Here is a 19,968-nt window from a genome sequence, read left to right as displayed (position 1 = left end):
ATCTGTGCCACTCCCCCTCATCCTTTCACAATTCTCATCTGACTCCCATGTCTTTTAAGAAAATAGCAATTTTTACATATCCATATTATAACAGTTCAAAATTATCTGTCAAATAATAAACATACAAAAATGTATAGAAAGTATAAAAATTTGGAAAATATTTTTTATTAATATGTAAAATTGCATATTAATTACATTTAATTATATTATATGGTATTTCGGATGTTTTTTCACCGAAAAAATTTGCGTTACCACGAAATGTTACTAAAGTAATCAAAAAAATACGTTCACTTATATTTTCAAATTAAAAATCTCTAAATAAAGATTATTCACACATACAGCGACAAACACCCAAGAAACCTTTCATTTTTCTGCCAGCTTAAAGTATAGAATACTAAAAAGGAACTAGCCAATGCTAAACATGGCTAATTCCTTCCTCTCTCTAACAGAATAGAGTTATAAACCCAGTCTTCAAATCCTCAATCGAAGTCTCGCTTCTTCTTACATAAAACTACTTCATACCTCTGAACTCACATCGCATGGGACTCTATTAATCACTGAAAACTTCCTTACATAAGTAGTTCCTCTATTCCTACTAAATAGAAAAATGTTATACACCAGCTCTTCTGCTTACTTATAACCACTCCATATGTCTGGTCTCAACATCGCCTAGGGCTCTATTAATCACTGACCCGCTCAACACTTGGCTAGAGCTTCTATTCCGGCTAAATAGAAGCTTTTAAAGCACTAACTTATCAACTAAACCAATTAGCTCTTGAATATCTGGCTTACTTACTTGGGCATTTGCTCCTACAGCTTCACCTTTATGGAATAATTCATTTGTAATTAATGAAGAGAAAATAATGACTGGTAAACGATTCATTACTTCACTATCCTTAACCACTTTCGTTAAATGATGTCCATCCATTTTCGGCATTTCAATATCCGTAATTAGCAAATGAATATGCTCAAACATTTTTTCGCCTTGCTCTTTCGCTAATTTTTCAATTTGCGCTAACGCTTCTGCACCATTGCTGAAGAAATTCATTTTCGTATATCCAGCTGATGATAATGTTTCTTCTAATATTTGGCGAAGCATCGCTGAATCTTCTGCAATATAAATTACTTTTTCAGCTCGATCTGTTTTTTGTTCTAACCCTGCAATTGATTTATTGTCATAACCAGTGCCGCTAATTTCACATACAATTTTTTCATAATCTAATAGTAAGATGATTTTGCCATCTAGTTTTACAATACCAGATGTCGTTTCTTCTAGTCCCATAGATAATGAAGCTGGTTCATCAATTTGTTCCCATGAAATACGTTGAATACGATGCACTTCATCAACACGGAAAATAACTTTCATTTGGTTTAATTCTGAGATGATAAATTTCGTTTGATCAAGTGGCTTTGTTGACTTTAAATTAAGAGCCATTGCCAAGTTAATAACAGGTAAAATTTCACCACGTACTTGAACAACACCTTCAACTGCATGATGAGATTCTGGCACAGTTGTAACAGGAAATGGATTAATGATTTCACGTACTTTCATTACATTAATACTAAATAGGTTTTCACCAACAGTGTACGTAACAATCTCTAATTCATTTGTTCCGCTTTCTAATAAAATACTTTGTGCTTGTGACATAAAGGTGTCGCTCCCCTTCCATTAATTCCGTATATCTAATTATTAAGCTTTATAAAATCGAAAAAGTCAACTACCTATATAAAAAATATAGATAGTCGAACGATTCATTTTATTAAAAAACAATTAATCTTGTATAAACGAAGCAAGTGCCTCTAATAACACTTCTTGTGCTCCTACAATTTCCGTCGGCATTGCTTCCCATTTTTTCGAAAGCTCGGTCTCTACTCTTATTCTCAGCTCAGAATCCATTTCTGCTAGCACATATTCTTTCGTTGCCATATCAACATCAAGTAGCGCAAGTGCATATAATTCCGGGTCATTTATTTCTTCGAATAATCGTTTTAATACCACCGGTGCTATATGTTTTAATTTTTCAATATGAATTTCCTTATCCGAAAATAGTAACTCATATTGAATAAACGTAACATTTTCTTTAATCACTTTAAAATAACAATTATTTTTTTTATCATTCACAAAATAACCGTTTGGATCTGCAATAATACTCTCTACTTTACGAATTAAATCTGGCAAACTATTCGCCGCCATTACAGTCCGCTGCTCAACCTCACTCGGCGAAATGAATGTAACGCGATACTTATTTTGCACCATCCTCCTCACCTCTCCTTTTATAAAAATCTATCGTCACATACTATCCAGCAGGCACTTGCCTACTATGAAATGATTATCTCATCTCCAACTATCTCAGTACGCCTCCATAGCTCTATTCTTACAACTAGGAGCTCTTCTGGATCATAACTGTTTATCCACACTAAACTTTGCTTACCTCTTCTTATACTAACCTAGTAACTCTTCCATACCTCTGTCCTTACACACCGGTCGAGGCTCAATTAGGCACTAACCCGCTCAAAAGCAACGCTGGGTCCTCTCGTCAACCCTAAAAAGAGCTTTTTAAGAACTTTTCAATAACTCTATGTTATTAAACCAAAACGCTATCTGCTGATCCGTAATATTTGGCAACATAACAAAAAACTCACGACACTTCATCTCATCCTTAAACAGTTGATACTTCCAAACGCTATCGCTACCAACACTTATGAAATAAAACTCATGGATACGGCCAATGATTGCTTGTTTTTCGCCAAATGAATACGGTGGCACTTGCTTAATTTCAAATTGATCTGGTAAATATACATGCTCTTCTCGTTCTATTTTTAATACTTGCTCGGCAAGTTCACGTTTATTTTCGAAAAAAGGCAATTGTAAAATTCGCTCTTGTCTTGTCATACGAATAAAAAACCCTTTCTACTCCATTACATTTTTTCCTTGCGATATATTATCGAATTAAGTTTACAACTTCATTTAATACTTCATCTGAAACTTTAATTACTTTCGCATTTCCTTGGAATCCGCGTTGGTATAACATTAAGTCAACGAATTCTACAGATAAATCTACGTTTGCACCTTCTTGTGCACTACCACGTACTTTTCCTGCTCCATTTTGTCCAGATGCACCAAGTGCTAAAATACCCGTCGTATTCGTCGCTGTATAGTTACCATTACCAGTTTTCATTAGTCCGCCTTCGTTCGGGAACATCGCAACAGCTAATTGGCCAGCAGCTTTCATACTTCCATCAGAATATTTTACCATCACATATCCACCATCAGCAATGAAGCAATCTTTAACAGTCGCCGCTGCTCTACCATCTACGCCTGTTACTGATAATGTTTTATCTGTCGGATGATTCGTTAAATTACTTAAGTCTAGTTTTATATTGCCGCCATTAAATGGAATATTAGCTGCTTGCTCTTTCGGACTTGGATTTCCAACAGCATCAAATGTCATATTTCCGCCTGCACCTTCAACATCCTTAAACCCTTCTTTTTTCGAATCATTGCGCATCTGTACTTTATATGAATAATTATGTTCGCTCGTTTGTGTAAACTCCACACGCATCGTCCAAGTGTTACCAGCATTATCATATATAGGTATCTCTTGTGAGATTGCTTTTGCATCAGCTGGAATATTCCCTCCAACTACACCTTTTGATGTTCGAATACCACCAATTGCCGTTCCCATTGGAATTTGCAACGGTCCTGGAATTCCAGATAAATCAACTTCACCAGTTGCCTCATTTGCAGGGTATGCAAATACGTATTGACCTTCAGTATTCGTAATATAGTAATCTGAAGATATCCCAAACGTACCTTTACGCGTAAATTCCATATTTCCGCCTTTTGAATCACCTACAACGAAAAAACCGTTACCTTCCATTGCTGCTTGTGTTTTACCACCCGTTAAAGTGATGGTACCATCACTATAATCGGTAACCGTTCCGCTCAATTTTACACCGTTACCGATACTTTTTGGATTTGTTCCAGCATATTTATCATCGGCTTTTGCACCAATCGAATTGTTATATAGTAAATCATCAAACATTGCTTTTTGTTTTTTATAACCTACTGTTTGTGCATTGGCAATATTATTTGAAGTTACACTTAATGCATTTTGTGTTGCATTCATCCCTGTAATACTTGTATATAACGCTTTAATCATAACGTATGTACACTCCTTATGAATTTGTAGTTTTTACTTCTTCAGTTACTTTTTGATCGTCTTTCTTTGCGTCTTCTGGATTTGTTTCTCCAATCGGTTTATCAGACACTCTCTCAACGAAACGAAGAGATACAACTTTATTATTAATAACGAGCTGTACATCGTTATTTTCTGCAAGACGAACCGTTTCTACTTGACCAGTTACTTTGTTTCCTTCGCCGTCAACACCTCTTACGTATTTACCTAAAAACTTCATTCCACCATCAAGTGCTGTCGAATACATCGTTGATTGCAGCTTATCTACTGCTTTCGTCATATTCTGTACTTGTTCCATAAGAGATAACTGCGCTGTCTGATTCATCATTTGATTCATATCCATCGCATTAAATGGATCTTGATGTTGGAAACTTGATAAAAACAATTTTAGGAAATCATCTTTCCCCATTACCCCAGGAGTCTTTTGCGCTCCTGCCGAAACTCCATTACTTTGTTGCACTGGCGATTGTACACCATTAACAGGTACATTACTTTTTTGCGCTCCTGCTTGTAACGGAATATGATTTGTACTCGTTGTATTTAATCCAACTGTTGGCACGCTTTATTCCTCCAATAATCCCGCAAATTCTGTTGATTGTTGTTTTTCATGATTTGTATTTGCTAATTTCTGTTTTTGCCTTTGCTCTTGTTCTCGTTGTTCTTTACGATTTTCATCTTTATCTGAATAGCTAATTTGAATATTGATTTCTTTTTCTTTTAACTTTAATTTCAATTCATCAAAAATGATTTCAACACGTTTTTTCGCATCGTGTTTTTCCATTTCTACGTGAACGTCAATTTGATCTCCGTGTTTTTTCATAAACACTGTTAATGTACCAAGTTTTTCTGGATTTAACTGAAATAAAACACGTTCTTGTTTCACTACAAATTTTTGCAAGGCTTCTACTTGCGCTTCCATTTTCTTTCCTAAATCAGGTAATGAAACTTTCTCAGCACCACTATTTGATTTCCCTACTTGTTCGGTACTTGTCGTTTTATTTAATAACTCTGCACCTGCAGAGCTCGAATCATTTAATGCATCAACCTCTGGCAACTCTACCTTTGCATCATCGCTCTCAAGTTTCGGAAGATCTACCTCTTTAGACTCTTCTTGTTCCTTTGCAATATTACAAGTTTCTGTTTCTACAACTTTCAATGCTTGCATCGTTTGCTCTGGCATCTTCATTTTGTCTAATACCATTTGCATTGTATCTTCTAAACATATAGCATTTTTGATATTCATATTTGAAAGAAGTTCTTGTAATTGTTGTAATTCAGCTGCAGGTAATTCATTAAGTTTAATATTGCCATATTCTTTATATAGCTCTTGTATTTTTTGTATGTATTGATATAACAATTCCGGCTGCACATGTAATTGCTCAATTGCAACCATTTGCTCAGATACAGCTAATAACAACTGTTCTGTCTCTTTTTTTTCTTCTTTCTTTACATTTGGTTCTTCTTTCGTTACCGATTTTTTAGAAAGAATATAATCTTTTTTCTCTTCTGTTGGTGCTTCTTCTCGTTTCGTTTTCTCCGTTTGCGGCTGTTTTTTATTTTCCATTCTCATCGTACGATCGAATGAAGAATCTTCATTTTTTGATTGTACTTCTAGCCCTTTTTCTTTTTGCGGAGGTAAACTTTGTTGCACCGGTAATACAGACTGTATCACTACATTCACCTCATCCATTCATACACATTTTCAAATCCAGAAGCATTTTTTCTTCCAGCTTTTCTTGTGCTTTCGCAAGCTTTTTACAATTTTCTTGATACATCTCATCAATGACACGTTCTTTTTCTTTTACTTGCTCTAAAAGGCTTTCATTTTTTTGAATAAAACCTTCTGTTTTTTTAATTTTTCGATTCCATTCTTCTATTCTTTCAGGTGAAAACGTATGTGAAGAAAGCATGCCAGCCATAATACGTTGCCCAGTTTGTACGACTTTACTACGCGATTTCACAACATATAAATCATATTCTTTTTTTTGTTCTATTTTTCTTTTTTCAGCTGTTAATTCATACACTTCTTTTAAAATATGCTCTTTTTCTTGATTTATTTGCAATTTTATTGTGTCGTACTGCTGTTTATCCACCTGTTTTCATAGCCCCTTCCTATTATAACGTTCTCTTTTTCTATTATATAGTTTTTTCCCAAAAAAATCTGTGAAATATTAAAAAACAAAAAAATAAGACCTCTTGGGCAGAGGCCTTATACTATATGGTGTATCGCTTCAACGATATCATCAAATGGAAAACTATCCGATCGGCCTTGCTTTAAAAATGTATTTATGTCTTCTACTTTATTTTTACATTCAAAAATATAAGCATTTTCTTCATTTTCTTGAATCGTTCCTAGCTTAAAATACAATTCATTTTCTTTATAAATTGATAAAATCTTTCTCATTTCATTTGCAAGTTGCCAATGATGTGGCGAAACAATTTCTTCCATAATCCTACTTACTGAATCTAATACTGAAATTGCAGGATAATGACTAAGCGTTGCAAGCTCACGCTTTAATACGATATGTCCATCTAAAATACCACGTGCTAAATCTGGTACAGGGCCATTTAAATCATCCCCATCAACAAGCACCGTATAAATACCTGTTATAGATCCCTTCTGTGTTTTCCCAGACCGCTCTAACAACTTCTTCATATAACTTTCCATTAACAGTGTTTTACCACCAATCGGTAACTCTTTAACAGCAATATCAACACTTCTTCGTGCATCGGCAAAACGAGTAACAGAGTCCATCATAAGTAATACGTTATTACCTTGATCACGGAAGTATTCAGAAATAGACGTTGCAAGTTTCGCTGCACGAAGTTGCATAAGATGACTTTCATCTGACGTCGCTACAACAACGACGCTTTTTCGCATCCCTTCCTCGCCTAACTCTTTTCGAATAAAGTCTTTTACTTCCCGGCCACGTTCTCCTACTAAACTAATAACGTTTATATCAGCTTTTGCATTTTTTGCTATCATTCCAAGTAAAGTTGATTTACCAACACCTGACCCAGCAAAAATACCAATCTTTTGACCGATACCAATTGTTAGCATAGAATCAATTGATTTTATTCCTGTTTCAAATACATCGGTAATCTCTTCACGTTCAAATGCATGTATAGGCGGTGCATCTAGTTTGATTTTCTGTAATGGAATGTTTTCAGCTTTCTCATTTAACACTTCACCATTTGCACTTAACACTTTTCCGAGCAAGTGATTACCACGTGGTACAACAACATCTTCTGAAACTAATGTCACTGAATCTCCATAACATACTTTTTCTGTCTGTTCAAATGGAAGTAGCATATTATTTTCTTTTTCAATGGCAATCACTTCACATAAGACGTTATGTTCTCCCACGAAGCAAACATCACCGATCTTCGCTTTCGGCCCTTTTGCTACGAAAAACTGTTCTTGTACACTATGAACTTTGCCTACTTTCGTATACAGCGGTGTTTCAATGAACTTATTCCATTTTTCGTTCTCATTCATTAACAGGCGGCTCATACATTTTGCTCCTCAAATAACTTCTCTTCTTCCCATTTCTGACGAAGTTTCGCAAATATAGGTGCAAATTTAAATTCAAAGAACTCTTTCTCTTCTTCCAGAACAAATTCACCAAACTGCAGGGAGAAATCATATTTCCATTCTACTAATTGTAGCAACCAATATTCTTTCGTATTCTCCTTCTCTTCTTGAATACGTTCAAACGTTTCAGGATGTACTGTAATGATTAATTTTTCAAACGAAGTTGGCAATGTTTGCACGATGCCAGTTAAAATAGGTAACACATCAAGCAATCGTGAATCTACCGCTTGATTCACGATTTTTTCTGCTAAATGAAATGATTGATCCCATAATAACTCTGTCCATTCATATGCTATTTCTTGTTGTTCTTTTTGAAACTGCACACGCGCTGCTTCCATCTGTTCCATTTGTTCATGAATATGCATTTGAAATTGTTCTTTATCTTGTAATAACTGCTGACGCTCTCGTTCTAGCATTTGCTGCTCTTGCCTTAGCTGATTCATTTCCATATGTAATGATTCTTGCTGGGCACGAAGCTCTGCATGATCTGCTTGTAATTCTTCCTCTTCTATTTGGACTGAAGCTGGTTTTGGAAATTGTAATTCATACGTTTCTTCAGAAAAAGAAACAGAATTCTTCGGAATTCTGTTTTTAAATAAGGACATCCTCTTCACCTCTTTGAACGATAATTCTTCCTTCTTTCTCTAGCTTTTTCACTGTACCAGTGATCGTTTGCTGCGCTTTTTCAGCATCCGTCATCTTAAGCGGTCCTAAGCCATCTAATTCTTCTAGAATCATCTCTTTACGGTTTGAAGACATACATGTAAATAATTTCTCTTTAATTTCTTCTTTTGCAATTTTAAGTGCTTTCGCAAGAACACCGTTATCTGTAATTTCTTCTAATACACGGCGAAGCGCAAGATCTTCAAGACCAAGTAAGTCTTCAAAGACAAACATATTTTCTTTAATTTTCTCAGATAACTCATAATCGACTTCATCCAGCTTTTGAAAGACTGTTTTTTCAACACCTCGTGAAACATTATTTAAAATGTTTACGATTGTTTTCAAGCCATCAGTTTTATTAATTGCACTAAATGCCATATTATTTAATTTCGATTTTAACAACTCACCAATTTGATTAATTAATTCACCATCAACTTGTTCTAGTTTCGCAATACCCATTACCGTTTCTACTCGCTTATGATCTGGCAATCTCTCAATTAATTGAGACGCAAGTTGCGGTTTAATATAAGAAGCGATAATTGCAATTGTTTGTGGTGACTCATCATTAAGCACTGTAAGAAGTGGCTCTAAATCTGTAAGTGAATTTAAGAACTCAAACGGATTATCTTTGTTATACCAAAGATCTTCCAATAATTTTTCCAGTTCGTCTTCTGGCATATTTTTAAATATGCGACGAATGTATTCTTTATCTGGAGTGACTAAGTTCAATTCTTTTACATTTAATTCATACAAGAACTCTCCTAGTACATTTTCTAACGTTTCTGGTTTATATACACGAAACTTCGCGATTTCACGAAGTAATACTTCTTTTTCCTCAGCTGTCATATATTCAATGACTTTTGCTGCCACCCCTTCTTCTAATGTACGAATAAGGATGGCAGCTTTTTCTTTGGAGGAGATTTCATCTAACATCGTTGTTCCTCCCTTACTGTCCGTTTAACCATTTTTTAATTACTTTTGCAGTACCTTCTACATGTTCTTTCGTAGCATCCTGCACTTGTTCATCTAACGTTGGTTCTTTCGGTTCTTCTGGTTCAGGTTTTGGCTCTGGCACTATTTTTTCTTCAGGAATTTCCAAGATACTTTCATTACTTGCAGCAATTTCATCTTCTGCTAAGTATTCTCCATATTCCTCTTCTTCTTTCTTTCTCTTACGACTTGCTAATAAGAACCATACTAGACCACCGATTGCTAATAAGCCAGCTGTAATTCCACCGAATAACCACCAGTTCATACCACTTTTTTCTGGCTCTTTCTCTTTTTCAGCTTTCGGCTGATCGAACTGAACAGTTACAACGTTAACTTGACCATTTATAAAGTTACCGTTCGGATCAGCTTGAAGTCCTGCCGCTGTTCCAATTGCTTCTTTAAAAGTTGTCATATCAATTCTACGTTTTACTAACGTATCATTATCTACCCATACAACAACATTTGTTTTCGTTAATTCTGGGTGTTTCTTAATTGTTTCAACTGTTTTATCTATTTCATAGTTTTCGATTTTGTTACCATTTTTATTATCATAGACAACTTTACCATTTTGATTATTGTTCGTACCGTAGTTTGGCACTTCACCGTTCGCTGTAATACCAGCACCTTGCTTCGTATCTGCCCCTTCTTGCGCAGTAGAGCTTTCCTCTTGCTCTTGTTTACTACGAAGTACACCTTTATCACCATACTTCTCTGACTGACGTGTAACTTCATCGTAGTTTACAGATACTTTCGTATTCACTTTATATTCATTAGGTTTAAACATCGTCATTAACGTTGCATCAATGTCTTGCTTTAATTTACCTTCAAGTTGGTGCTGCATCTCTACTTCTTTCTCATAAGAAGAGGAACTACTAGAATGTGCTTCATCTGCTCCTTTTGAAATAACACCTTTTTTACTATCAATAACACTTACTTCTTCTGCTTTCACACCAGGAACCGCTGCACTAATCATTTGCTGTATACCTGCAACTTGATCAGCTGTTAGCAATTGTCCACGTTTCACTCCAACCGTAATCGCCGCTGTTCCTTTCGCTTTTTCTTCATCAAAAATTGTCTCTTTTTCAGGCAAGGTAATTTGAACATTTGCCGTTTCAACTGTCGCAAAGTTTCTTACAATATCTTGTTCCAATTGCTTCTTCGTACCGACAATTTGCTTCATTTTTTTATCTTGTTCACTTGAACCGAGAGAGCTTTCTAATAAAATTTCTTCACCGCTTTTCGAATTAAACGGTAAGCCCATCCCATTCATTTCTTTTCGAACCCATGGAGCATCATTCTTTTGCACACGAATTGAACCATCGGCCGCTAATTGGTAATCGACACCTAACTTCGATAATTCTGCTGTAATCTCTTGTTTATCTGCATCATTTAAATTTTGATATACAACAACATATTTATCTGGCAAGGTGAAGTATAAAAGTGCTCCTGTTACAATCGCTAAAAGCGCAGCACCGATTACTAACTTATGCCACATTTTTAACGATTGGATAACATTTTTCATCTTTTCCATTTAAACACACCCGTCCACTTTCCTAAATTTGCATATTAATTAGTGACTTATAATTTTCAATAAGATTATCACGTACGAGAGCAGCCGTTTTCATTTGAGACTCAGCTTTCTTTTGCTGAATTAAAACGTCATGTGTTTCTCCTACTCCTTTAGTTAGTAAATCATATACTGCTGTTTGTGCATTGTTTTGCGTTTGATTCATATCTTCCAATAAATCAATAAACTTTTTCTCCGGAGCTACCGATGTTTGAGAAGTTTTCGGTGCACCAATTGACTGAATTGCTCCAAATGGTTGTGTATGTAACATTGGTTGAATTTTCATATTACGATCTTCCCCCTTATCCTCGGCCGATTTCTAAATCTTTATCAAGCATTTTTTTATTCGCATTTAATACACTTGTATTCGCTTCATACATTTTTTGAGCAACCATTACATTCGTCATTTCAGCAGTTACATCAATATTTGGATAACGTACATATCCTTCTTCATTTGCGTGTGGATGCGTCGGATCATACACTAAATTTTCCGTTTTGTCTGCTTCAATACTTTTTATTTTCACTCCATTAGTAGGAGCCCCATCTAACATACTTGCAAAACTATTGTTTGATTCTAACACCACACTACGACGCTCATATAAATCTGCCCCCGGAGCCGCCGTCGTATTTGCATTTACAATATTGTTAGAAGTAACTTCCATCCACTTTCTTGCTGTCGTTAGCCCTGAGCCACTTGCATTAATTGCCTGAAACATCCGTTTTCTCTCCTTCTACTTTTAACGTCCGCGTGCCGCTTGGTTAATTGCATATTGTGTATTAATTGCGTTAATTGAAATACCGTATAACTGATTTGCTTTCATTAAATCTAGCATTTCTGTCGTTACATCCACACTATTTCCGTCTTTATTCGTTTGCATTGATTTTGTTTGAATCTTTGCATATGTATTTTTCGTATTTACTGTCGGCAAGTGCATTTCATTCGTTTGATATAAATCTGGATTACTCTTTAAATCAGCCGCATTGTTTTTATATAACGCACTACTTTTATTCATCTGCTCAGCAAATGTTACATCTTGTGCTTTATAGCCAGGTGTATTCGCATTTGCAATATTACTAGAAACAGTATTTCGTTTCGTCACTAAATAATTCATATAATGGCTTACATCACTCACTAAATCTGGCATATTCCACACCCTTCCTTTTCTAACGTAATGATCCACTGATAGAAGTTTCACTTCATTATTTATTTTCTTATATGCGTTTATTAAAATATTTACTATTATGTACCCTTACATATTTTATTCCATTTTTTCATTGTTGTCTTTAGAAAAATACAAAAATATAAAAAAGAATGCAAAAAACTGTATGCACATAGTAATCTATAGAACATTTCAATATATAAACTACAACTAAAGTCCATTTTTCTATTATTTAGATTACTATTATTTTTTCATCACAGTCATAAAATGAAACCTCAATCAGCGGAGTTCTTTATGTAAACGAAGGAATAGACCCCCTTTTAAAAGGGGAATCTGTTTCCAAACGTTATTATTAATATTTACCGTAAAATGAATTAGCCTTCATTCGCCCATCATTTGTCATAATCATTTCTTCCAAAATCTTTTGCTTATCCCGAATATGCTGAGCTGCCTTAATAATGAACGGGCTTACTTCTGCTGCAACTTGCGCACGCGTTTCTTCATCCAATGTCATCATCCAGCGATTTAACATCTCACTCTTCTCAGCAAACTCTCTGTCTGACACTTGCAATTCACCGATTTCATTAAAACAGCTGACAAACGTCCGATAAATATCATTGTTCATTTTCAAGTGCTCCGCGGTAACCGTCTATTAAATCTTGTAACACTTTCACAATTGCATCAATATCTTTCGCTTCACGCGTTACTTTCATCGTTTGAATTTGAATGCTAATCCAATCATATAAACCATAGAGACTATCATATAAATCTTTCGTAATTTCAGGATTTAATTGAAGCTTTAGTTCTTCAAAAATACGTTCTAATTTTTCAAGAAGTGCGTCCCCTTCTGGTAGTTTAAAAGTATGTAAAAGTTCTTCTAAATTACGAAACTCTACAATACATCTTTCATAAATAAAAATTGTATTTTTAATCGGATTACTCGTCATAATATCATTTTGCATATAACGTTGCCATGCTTGCATACGATCACTTCCTCAAATTTCATTAATCATCACTTTTTTGTTTTGTCATTGCTTTAATTGTTTTTAGTTGGCTATCAAGCGCCGCCAATGTACTCTCTAGCTTTTGATACTTCTTCACAATTTCATCTTGCTTTTGCAAGTTTTGCGTCTCAATATCTTTAATCTTTTTATCTAAATCACTTACACGTGAGTCAATGTTTTTAACTCTCTCGCCGACCACACCTTTATCACCGAATAGTTTATCAAGCGGTTCTTCCATCATTTTTCCTAAACCGTTAGAACTAAAGAAAAATTGCTTCGCTGCATCGGGTTTTTCTTTTAATGCTTGTGTTAATTTTTCATCATTAACTTCCATCGTTCCATCTTGCTTTAATTGAATACCAAATGTAAATAAATAATTACCATCTTGAGAAAATGTTACGACATTGTTCATTGCCTGACGTACACTTTGCATAATAGCTTGACCTTGGAAAGCTCCACCTTTTCCAGCAAAGATATCTACTGTAGAAACAGCTTTATTATAATCAGCTACCATTTTTTTAATAACATTCGATGCGTCTGTTACGTTTGAGTCATTTACTGTAAATTTTAAATCTATACCTTTTGCTTTTGGATCTGTTGTTGCACCAGCATCTGGTGCTCCCTCTACCTTCGGCTCAGTTACCTTTAACAACTCAATTTTCACACCAGGAAGAGCTTCAATTGTATTGGTAGAACTTTCATCTGTAATACCATTAATACTATATTTAGCATTTTGTGCTTCATTGATTGTATTGAGCGCTGTGCCATCCGCCTTAGCTAAACCCATATCTTGAAATAGTGTAGATGTGTTCGCCTCAAACTTAATCTGTCCATCTGTTCCCTCTTTTTTCGAGGTCATGAAAATTTTATTTCCAAGTGTATAAGCTGATACTCCATAATCTCCATCATTAATCTTATTAATTAAATCTTTATATGTCATATCAGTTGTTACTTTTAGTTCTTTACCACCTAGTTTTAATGTTTCATCTTTAGGAAGCTTTGCATTTATATCTTTAATTTCATTTGAAGCTATTTGATGACGTTGCGCGAGCTGTGTAATTGTCATATTAAAAGTACCAGCAATCGCACCACCATCAGCTTTTACATTAATATAACCGTCTTGTGTTGTCGTTACTTTTTTCTCATTTCCTTTAAAAGCCGCTAAGTTTTTAAAAGTTTGTGTAAAAGAACTAAATTCTGACTTCAAACTTGTATATAATAATTTATCATTTGTAAGGTCGTTCTTTTCTTTCGTATACGGTGTCTTTCTCATATCTAACGCATTCATTTCTAATTCAACGAAGTTAGAAGTATCAATCATGTTATTTCCGAGGTTCCAAATCTGTTGTCTACCACCAATACCTGTCATCGTTGTTCCTGCCATTTTTCTCACTCCTTATAGATTACATGTAGTCTAAAATACTCGTTTTACTCATCGTACTAACCGCTTTAAGCGTCGCTTCATACGTTGCATTTATATATGCCAAGTCAGAAATTGCGACCGCTAAATCAACATCCTCAATTTCTTTACGGTTTTCTTGAAGCGCTAAATTTTGCTCACTTAAAATTGTTTTAAACGTCTCCATTGTGTTCATTGTTGAACCAACTTCAGTTGTACGGTTAATGATGCCATCTAAGTTTTTCTTATTTTCTCCTAATAACGGTTGTAACGCTTTTTGGTCACCTTTTTGCATCGCTTCGCTCATCTGTTTTAACGTTTTTATAACCGGGGATAATAATGCTTCTCCGTTACGAAATGCCTTTAATTCATAACCATCATTTAATTGCCAGTTCACATCATTTTTTCCGCCCTGGTACGTACCATCTTCTGTAAATGGTGACTTTTCTGCACTATCACCACCGAAAATATAACGACCTTGCTCTTTCGTATTCGCTAAATATACAACTTGTTTTAAAATTTGATCAATCTCTGCACCGATGGCTTTCAATTCTTTTTCACCATTTGGCTCATTTAATGCCTGTACCGTTAATTGATCTGCTCTCGTTAAAGATTTAAAAATACCTTGTAAAGTATTCTCAGTTTGTGTTAATACATTTTTTGAGTCAGCTAAATCTTTTTGCATTTGTTCAATATTCGCCAATGAATGTTGAATCGCAAATGATTTACTCGCTGCAAGTGGATCTTCACTCATAAGAAGATTTTTCTTCCCTGAAGTTACTTGGTTTCTATGGTATTGTTGTTGCACATTCAAATCCATTAACTGATTCTTTGCCCAGTTTGCATTTTGAAATGTAGATACTCTCATTTCTATCTCCTCCTTATATATTTCCAATCAATTATTATCACTTATCGAATAATCGAAAATAGACTATCAAACACTTCATTCATCGTAGTAATAGCTTTAGAGTTTGCGACGAAATATTTTTGGAAGGCCATTAAATTTACCATTTCCTCTTCCATATTTACACCTTCAACGCTCATTTTTTCTTGTTGAATACCTTCTAGTAAGTCGCCATGAATTTTTTGATAACCATTTACTGCACTTTTATCAGATGCAACACGAACTATAAATTGGTCTAATGCTTGTTTATAAGAAAGACCTTCTTTATAATCGTCATCTGTAACTGCTGCTAGTTTATTTGCTGTTTCAGCAGACATTTTCATTTTCGAAACATCTTTTTGGAATTCTGGATTTAACTTCATATCCTTCGCATAATCTCCAACGAAGAAATCTTTTCCCATCACTGTATTCACTTGATTTTTCATCGAACTCATTAAGTCTTCGAGATTTTTTTTATATTCAACAATCTTCGCTTTAGTATCAATCGCTGATTTTATCGCCCCGCTAGTTACAGAGATCTCTGAACCGTAAATCTCAACTGACATTGGGTCTTTTTCTTTATTTAATTGAAGTGGATATGTATCTTGTCCATTTACTGTTAAAATACCATTCATTCTAACACTCGCGATATTAGGATTCATAGATTCATAAGATACTTCGATGTTTGCATACTTAGACATCTCTGTAACGATGCGATCTCGTTCGTCTAAAAGTTGATTCGGCACTTGTGTACCCGCTTGTCCAATTTTATGATTCGCTTCTGCTAAACTAGCAGCAAGACGATTAAATTCATTAACATGCGCTTCAATATCTTCTGCTGTCTGTGCTTCCACTGTATCTAAGTTTTTCGCAAGACGATTCACTTGACTTGTGAACTTCCCAGTTTCAGAAATTAATGTATCGTAGTAGTTTGGTTGTTCTGGATTTTTTGCTACTTCACGAAAGGCATTAAAGAAACCGTCCATTAAACTAGATAATGAATTCTTCCCTGTCGTTCCAACCATAGACTCTACACGGGATAAAGTCGAATTCATGTAGTTATAGTAAGAGAGCTGAGATAATTGATCATTAAACTGCTTCGTTTTTACCTCATCAGTAATACGGTCAACACCTAGCGTTTGTACACCGTAACCAATCCTCTGTTCTGGCGTATGACCATTGCTTGCTCCAACAGATCCGTAATTCACCATTTGACGCACATAACCCGGTGTATGAATATTAGACAAGTTTTGTTTCGTTGTTTGTAACCCCATTTGAGCCGCTAACATGCCCGATAGCGGTGTATTATAATCAGATAATCTCATAAAGCTTCACTTCTCCTTTACAATAGTTCGTTCATAAAGATTTGCGAATTATTGTTTCGCTCTAAATTATATTCAGAAACAGAATCCACAATACTTTCTGTAGTTTTTAATAGTACGTTTAAGTAATATTGATTTTTCAAAAGAATCATTTTTACATTCTCTTCTAATTCAGTTACGTTTTTTTGTAATTCTTTCATTTTTTCAATTTCTTCTTGAGAAAAATACGAAAATAACGCACTTACACGAAACGATTCAACTCCTTGTTCTTTACAGAACTGAACAACCATTTCTTCAAATGAGCTTGATAACCCTTTTAAACCATCAATGTACTGCAATTGCTCTACTTGTAACTTTTGAACTGCATTTACATTTTTATTTTTTAAATTCTCATATATTTGCTCTCCAAGCGCTTGAATATTTTCATACGCTTTTTGTATAATAACAAGCTTTTCATATAATTGTATGTACATATAGCTTCCTTCCTTTTACAAGACTAAATTTACAATTAAGCCATGGATTTCTCCAATTTGATTTAACATTTCTAAATGTCCTGTTTTCGTATTAATTAAATTCATAACATCTTCTAATTCATTCAATCCCATTTCTGCCTGTTTCACAATCGTCATTTTCTGTGAATATCCGTAACGCGGGTGACGAGACATGACATCTTTATACTGCAATACATTATCAACGTAAAAATTCAAAAATGATTTTACTGTATTTTTGTATTCCATTACATTATCAAGCGTTAATTCCATTTCAATTTTCTCTTTAATTTCTCCAATATTATCGACAAACGCTTCCATTTGTTCTAGTAATTTATCTTTTTTCGGATCTGCATGCAAATTATCCGAAAATGCAAGTCCTGTCCTGACATTTGCTTCTTTCGGCATTTGAGTAGCAGGCGGTATATGCGATAAAATTGGATTATGCGAGATAGAACGTAGCATATATATCACCTATTTATTTTTTTATTTCTTCCTAAACTTAATCGTAAAATCCAGTTATTTATAATTATACTCTGAACAGTAATATTTTGCAGTTATTTTTTATAAAAGATATGTTACAATTTAGCATGAGGTGGCACAATTCTATGAATATTTTCCTTTGTGGTTCAAATCAATTAACAGCATTAGATCAAGAAGAAATTAAAAAATTTTTAACTGACTATGCTCACAAACATAAAATTTACATATTATGTTATAAATCTATTGAAAATGAGGTTCTTCGTTTTTTCGTTGAGAATGAAAGACTCGCTCAAAATTTATGCCTTTACACGCTGCAACCATTGCAAGCAATTACAGATGAATTCCAAGAAGTCGTTGATTACTTAAAAAAACACGGAGCCGAATATGTTGCTTTTGATCATCCTTCTGACTCCATTTACCGATCAGATTATATGTTTTTTGTTAAACAAATTATTGAAGACACTGATTTAGTTCTCTGTTTTTATAATGGGGACAAACATACATCTGTCATCCCTGTCGATGTTGCAAAAGAAGCAGGTATTGATGCTGTCATTTATGATTTACCAGGATTACATGAAAAGCAAATGAAAAAAAGCTTTGAACAAAAAATTCGTATGATGTAAAGGGGGAGGCACAATATCATTATTGTGCCCATTGTAAATATGATAATTGAACAAGATTATGATCATTTTATCGCGAGTTTTAAACAACAATTCAATATGGACATCGCTTCATATAAACAAGATAGAATGCGCCGTAGAATCGATGCTTTCATTTCGAGAAAAGGCTTCGAAAACTACACTAATTTCTTAAACAAATTACGCGCTGATCAAAATTTATTTTTAAATTTTATTGACTATATTACAATTAACGTTTCAGAGTTTTTTAGAAATAAAGAACGATGGCAAACTTTAGAGTCGAAAGCACTACCAAAATTACTCGAACAAAATAGCGGAAAATTAAAGGTATGGAGTGCCGCCTGCGCTGCTGGTGAAGAACCGTATACACTCTCTTTAATTTTATCGAAGCATCTTGCTCCATTTCGTTTTGAAATTCAAGCAACAGATCTTGATTTTCATATTTTAGAAACCGCAAAACGCGGTCAATATACAGAACGTTCTTTAAAGGAATTACCTACTGATTTGAAAGAACGTCATTTCACAAAAGAGAATGATCTATATTCATTGCATCAAAACATTAAACAAAACGTCTCGTTTAAACAACATGACCTTTTAATGCAGTCATTCGATACAAATTATGATTTGATTATTTGTCGCAATGTAATGATATATTTCACAGAAGAAGCAAGAGTAAAACTTTACGAAAAATTTAGTCGTTCTTTACGAAAAGGCGGTGTACTATTTGTTGGTAGTACGGAACAAATTTTAACACCCGAGCGTTACAATCTTCAGCGATTTGATACATTCTTCTACGAAAAAATATAAAAGAGGTCGTCACAATGGAGTGACGACCTTTTTACATAACTCGAATTAAAATAATACCGACAATCCATATAAAGAGAAAAAGAAGCGTCATAGACCATTTATATTCTTGCATCGTTTGTTTCAATGCCTGTGATAATTGTGTCATGTTCATTTCCGCAAGCGCTCTCCATACACTTACATCCCGATCTTTAGCAATGCGGTCTGTAACACTAATTAAAATTGTTTCGTTAGACAATTTCGTTATATAAGCAGTAATAACCGTTACCATCAAATTTATATTTCCTTCTGAAGAATCACTTTCCACTCTAGAGATAAGTGCACTCACATCTAGTAACGGAATATGTACTTTTCTACCAAATGATAGTTGTACTTCAGCGAAATCATATGTTCCATCTAACAAAGGAAGTTCTTTTATATGCGCCTGCTTAACAAGCCCTTGTAGGCTTCTAATTACTTGTTCAAATATTTTTTCTGTTTGCTTACCTTCTCCAGATAACGTATGTAACTTTTTAAAAAGTTGTAACACTGTATCCATCTCTTTAGAAAGCATTTCCTTCATAATCTTTCCATCACTTAAACTTGCAAGTAAAATACCTATTTCATTATTTTTCGAAATAATTTTAGACTGTCCAGTAAACACTAAATTGCTACGCTTTCGTTCTTTCTGGATTTCATGCTCTGAAATAGCTGCAGGCTGTTTTAATGGTTGTAACGCCTTATCTTCAATTGTCGTACGTTTAATCTCCATTTAAGCGCCTCCACTACTATGA

The 19,968-nt window shown here is 34.5% G+C and carries 24 protein-coding genes; 2 read left to right on the top strand and 22 right to left on the bottom strand.

The window, feature by feature from the left end; genetic code table 11:
* Window positions 1-739: 739 nt before the first annotated feature.
* From GD442_RS08105 to GD442_RS08005, 21 genes are all read right to left on the bottom strand, one after another.
* Window positions 740-1,648 carry a chemotaxis protein gene (locus tag GD442_RS08105; RefSeq protein WP_000075943.1) on the bottom strand — a complete coding sequence of 303 codons (909 nt, stop codon included), beginning with the start codon at window positions 1,646-1,648 and terminating at the stop codon, window positions 740-742.
* Window positions 1,649-1,771: 123 nt separating this feature from the next.
* On the bottom strand, window positions 1,772-2,257 hold the full coding sequence (locus GD442_RS08100; RefSeq protein WP_000250493.1) for a hypothetical protein: 486 nt from the start codon (window positions 2,255-2,257) through the stop codon (window positions 1,772-1,774).
* A 300-nt stretch (window positions 2,258-2,557) separates the two neighbouring features.
* On the bottom strand, window positions 2,558-2,893 hold the full coding sequence (locus tag GD442_RS08095; protein ID WP_000198167.1) for a DUF3964 family protein: 336 nt from the start codon (window positions 2,891-2,893) through the stop codon (window positions 2,558-2,560).
* 49 nt (window positions 2,894-2,942) lie between these two features.
* Complete coding sequence (locus GD442_RS08090; protein ID WP_000588314.1) at window positions 2,943-4,163, bottom strand: flagellar hook protein FlgE; 1,221 nt, start codon at window positions 4,161-4,163, stop codon at window positions 2,943-2,945.
* Window positions 4,164-4,179: 16 nt separating this feature from the next.
* Entirely contained in the window at window positions 4,180-4,758 is a 579-nt protein-coding gene (locus GD442_RS08085; protein ID WP_001143463.1) for a flagellar hook assembly protein FlgD, read from the bottom strand.
* 3 nt (window positions 4,759-4,761) lie between these two features.
* Window positions 4,762-5,871 carry a flagellar hook-length control protein FliK gene (locus GD442_RS08080; RefSeq protein WP_033666553.1) on the bottom strand — a complete coding sequence of 370 codons (1,110 nt, stop codon included), beginning with the start codon at window positions 5,869-5,871 and terminating at the stop codon, window positions 4,762-4,764.
* A gap of 10 nt (window positions 5,872-5,881) precedes the next feature.
* The gene (locus GD442_RS08075; protein WP_000360860.1) at window positions 5,882-6,292 is read right to left on the bottom strand and encodes a hypothetical protein; all 411 of its coding nucleotides are present in this window, start codon (window positions 6,290-6,292) and stop codon (window positions 5,882-5,884) included.
* Between the two features lie 116 nt (window positions 6,293-6,408).
* Complete coding sequence (locus tag GD442_RS08070; RefSeq protein WP_000088697.1) at window positions 6,409-7,713, bottom strand: flagellar protein export ATPase FliI; 1,305 nt, start codon at window positions 7,711-7,713, stop codon at window positions 6,409-6,411.
* A complete protein-coding gene (locus GD442_RS08065; RefSeq protein WP_000051695.1) occupies window positions 7,710-8,399 on the bottom strand; it encodes a FliH/SctL family protein in 690 nt (229 codons plus the stop codon). The genes GD442_RS08070 and GD442_RS08065 overlap by 4 nt, the downstream gene beginning before the upstream one ends.
* Entirely contained in the window at window positions 8,386-9,390 is a 1,005-nt protein-coding gene (fliG, locus tag GD442_RS08060; protein WP_000883364.1) for a flagellar motor switch protein FliG, read from the bottom strand. Before fliG ends, GD442_RS08065 begins: the two co-directional genes overlap by 14 nt.
* Before the next feature lie 13 nt (window positions 9,391-9,403).
* Window positions 9,404-10,978, bottom strand: a complete 1,575-nt coding sequence (locus GD442_RS08055; protein ID WP_000413923.1) for a flagellar M-ring protein FliF C-terminal domain-containing protein — start codon at window positions 10,976-10,978, stop codon at window positions 9,404-9,406.
* A 22-nt stretch (window positions 10,979-11,000) separates the two neighbouring features.
* Window positions 11,001-11,300: a flagellar hook-basal body complex protein FliE gene (gene fliE, locus GD442_RS08050; RefSeq protein ID WP_000701670.1), complete on the bottom strand. Its 300-nt coding sequence runs from the start codon at window positions 11,298-11,300 to the stop codon at window positions 11,001-11,003.
* 16 nt (window positions 11,301-11,316) lie between these two features.
* Window positions 11,317-11,730, bottom strand: coding sequence for a flagellar basal body rod protein FlgC (gene flgC, locus GD442_RS08045; RefSeq protein ID WP_000484680.1), 414 nt, complete (start codon window positions 11,728-11,730; stop codon window positions 11,317-11,319).
* A 21-nt stretch (window positions 11,731-11,751) separates the two neighbouring features.
* Entirely contained in the window at window positions 11,752-12,210 is a 459-nt protein-coding gene (gene flgB, locus GD442_RS08040) for a flagellar basal body rod protein FlgB (protein WP_370445031.1), read from the bottom strand.
* Between the two features lie 316 nt (window positions 12,211-12,526).
* A complete protein-coding gene (locus GD442_RS08035) occupies window positions 12,527-12,799 on the bottom strand; it encodes a hypothetical protein (RefSeq protein ID WP_001058088.1) in 273 nt (90 codons plus the stop codon).
* Entirely contained in the window at window positions 12,789-13,157 is a 369-nt protein-coding gene (locus tag GD442_RS08030; protein WP_001149512.1) for a flagellar export chaperone FliS, read from the bottom strand. Before GD442_RS08030 ends, GD442_RS08035 begins: the two co-directional genes overlap by 11 nt.
* Window positions 13,158-13,179: 22 nt before the next feature.
* Entirely contained in the window at window positions 13,180-14,562 is a 1,383-nt protein-coding gene (locus GD442_RS08025) for a flagellar hook-associated protein 2 (protein WP_000929295.1), read from the bottom strand.
* A 19-nt stretch (window positions 14,563-14,581) separates the two neighbouring features.
* The gene (locus tag GD442_RS08020; protein ID WP_001266403.1) at window positions 14,582-15,445 is read right to left on the bottom strand and encodes a flagellar hook-associated protein 3; all 864 of its coding nucleotides are present in this window, start codon (window positions 15,443-15,445) and stop codon (window positions 14,582-14,584) included.
* Window positions 15,446-15,486: 41 nt separating this feature from the next.
* Window positions 15,487-16,785 carry a flagellar hook-associated protein FlgK gene (gene flgK / locus GD442_RS08015; RefSeq protein ID WP_001239715.1) on the bottom strand — a complete coding sequence of 433 codons (1,299 nt, stop codon included), beginning with the start codon at window positions 16,783-16,785 and terminating at the stop codon, window positions 15,487-15,489.
* 17 nt (window positions 16,786-16,802) lie between these two features.
* Entirely contained in the window at window positions 16,803-17,255 is a 453-nt protein-coding gene (locus tag GD442_RS08010) for a hypothetical protein (RefSeq protein ID WP_000275879.1), read from the bottom strand.
* Window positions 17,256-17,270: 15 nt separating this feature from the next.
* Window positions 17,271-17,735 (bottom strand): YaaR family protein, encoded by a 465-nt coding sequence (locus GD442_RS08005; protein ID WP_000946323.1) that lies wholly within the window; start codon window positions 17,733-17,735, stop codon window positions 17,271-17,273.
* A 143-nt stretch (window positions 17,736-17,878) separates the two neighbouring features.
* On the opposite strand from GD442_RS08005, the gene GD442_RS08000 reads away from it, so the two are divergent.
* Window positions 17,879-18,376, top strand: coding sequence for a flagellar motor switch protein FliG (locus tag GD442_RS08000; RefSeq protein WP_001020110.1), 498 nt, complete (start codon window positions 17,879-17,881; stop codon window positions 18,374-18,376).
* 39 nt (window positions 18,377-18,415) lie between these two features.
* Window positions 18,416-19,198, top strand: coding sequence for a protein-glutamate O-methyltransferase CheR (cheR, locus tag GD442_RS07995; protein WP_000582879.1), 783 nt, complete (start codon window positions 18,416-18,418; stop codon window positions 19,196-19,198).
* A gap of 31 nt (window positions 19,199-19,229) precedes the next feature.
* Here the strand turns inward: cheR and GD442_RS07990 are convergent, their stop codons facing one another.
* Window positions 19,230-19,946: a hypothetical protein gene (locus tag GD442_RS07990; protein WP_159365071.1), complete on the bottom strand. Its 717-nt coding sequence runs from the start codon at window positions 19,944-19,946 to the stop codon at window positions 19,230-19,232.
* Window positions 19,947-19,968: the final 22 nt, after the last annotated feature.

Origin of the sequence: Bacillus sp. A260 (assembly GCF_009861435.1) — a bacterium.
Classification (GTDB): Bacteria; Bacillota; Bacilli; order Bacillales; family Bacillaceae_G; genus Bacillus_A; species Bacillus_A cereus.
The sequence above is the reverse complement of the archived record's forward strand: the minus strand, read 5'-3'. Positions and strand labels throughout refer to the sequence as shown.

Excerpts from the sequence above, each read along its gene's own strand:
- GD442_RS08105 (WP_000075943.1), bottom strand. The coding sequence starts at position 1,648 with ATGTCACAAGCACAAAGTATTTTATTAGAAAGCGGAACAAATGAATTA.
- GD442_RS08100 (WP_000250493.1), bottom strand. The coding sequence starts at position 2,257 with ATGGTGCAAAATAAGTATCGCGTTACATTCATTTCGCCGAGTGAGGTT.
- GD442_RS08095 (WP_000198167.1), bottom strand. The coding sequence starts at position 2,893 with ATGACAAGACAAGAGCGAATTTTACAATTGCCTTTTTTCGAAAATAAA.
- GD442_RS08090 (WP_000588314.1), bottom strand. The coding sequence starts at position 4,163 with ATGATTAAAGCGTTATATACAAGTATTACAGGGATGAATGCAACACAA.
- GD442_RS08070 (WP_000088697.1), bottom strand. The coding sequence starts at position 7,713 with ATGAGCCGCCTGTTAATGAATGAGAACGAAAAATGGAATAAGTTCATT.
- GD442_RS08065 (WP_000051695.1), bottom strand. The coding sequence starts at position 8,399 with ATGTCCTTATTTAAAAACAGAATTCCGAAGAATTCTGTTTCTTTTTCT.
- fliG (WP_000883364.1), bottom strand. The coding sequence starts at position 9,390 with ATGTTAGATGAAATCTCCTCCAAAGAAAAAGCTGCCATCCTTATTCGT.
- GD442_RS08055 (WP_000413923.1), bottom strand. The coding sequence starts at position 10,978 with ATGGAAAAGATGAAAAATGTTATCCAATCGTTAAAAATGTGGCATAAG.
- fliE (WP_000701670.1), bottom strand. The coding sequence starts at position 11,300 with ATGAAAATTCAACCAATGTTACATACACAACCATTTGGAGCAATTCAG.
- flgC (WP_000484680.1), bottom strand. The coding sequence starts at position 11,730 with ATGTTTCAGGCAATTAATGCAAGTGGCTCAGGGCTAACGACAGCAAGA.
- GD442_RS08035 (WP_001058088.1), bottom strand. The coding sequence starts at position 12,799 with ATGAACAATGATATTTATCGGACGTTTGTCAGCTGTTTTAATGAAATC.
- GD442_RS08030 (WP_001149512.1), bottom strand. The coding sequence starts at position 13,157 with ATGCAAGCATGGCAACGTTATATGCAAAATGATATTATGACGAGTAAT.
- GD442_RS08025 (WP_000929295.1), bottom strand. The coding sequence starts at position 14,562 with ATGGCAGGAACAACGATGACAGGTATTGGTGGTAGACAACAGATTTGG.
- GD442_RS08020 (WP_001266403.1), bottom strand. The coding sequence starts at position 15,445 with ATGAGAGTATCTACATTTCAAAATGCAAACTGGGCAAAGAATCAGTTA.
- flgK (WP_001239715.1), bottom strand. The coding sequence starts at position 16,785 with ATGAGATTATCTGATTATAATACACCGCTATCGGGCATGTTAGCGGCT.
- GD442_RS08010 (WP_000275879.1), bottom strand. The coding sequence starts at position 17,255 with ATGTACATACAATTATATGAAAAGCTTGTTATTATACAAAAAGCGTAT.
- GD442_RS08005 (WP_000946323.1), bottom strand. The coding sequence starts at position 17,735 with ATGCTACGTTCTATCTCGCATAATCCAATTTTATCGCATATACCGCCT.
- GD442_RS08000 (WP_001020110.1), top strand. The coding sequence starts at position 17,879 with ATGAATATTTTCCTTTGTGGTTCAAATCAATTAACAGCATTAGATCAA.
- cheR (WP_000582879.1), top strand. The coding sequence starts at position 18,416 with ATGATAATTGAACAAGATTATGATCATTTTATCGCGAGTTTTAAACAA.
- GD442_RS07990 (WP_159365071.1), bottom strand. The coding sequence starts at position 19,946 with ATGGAGATTAAACGTACGACAATTGAAGATAAGGCGTTACAACCATTA.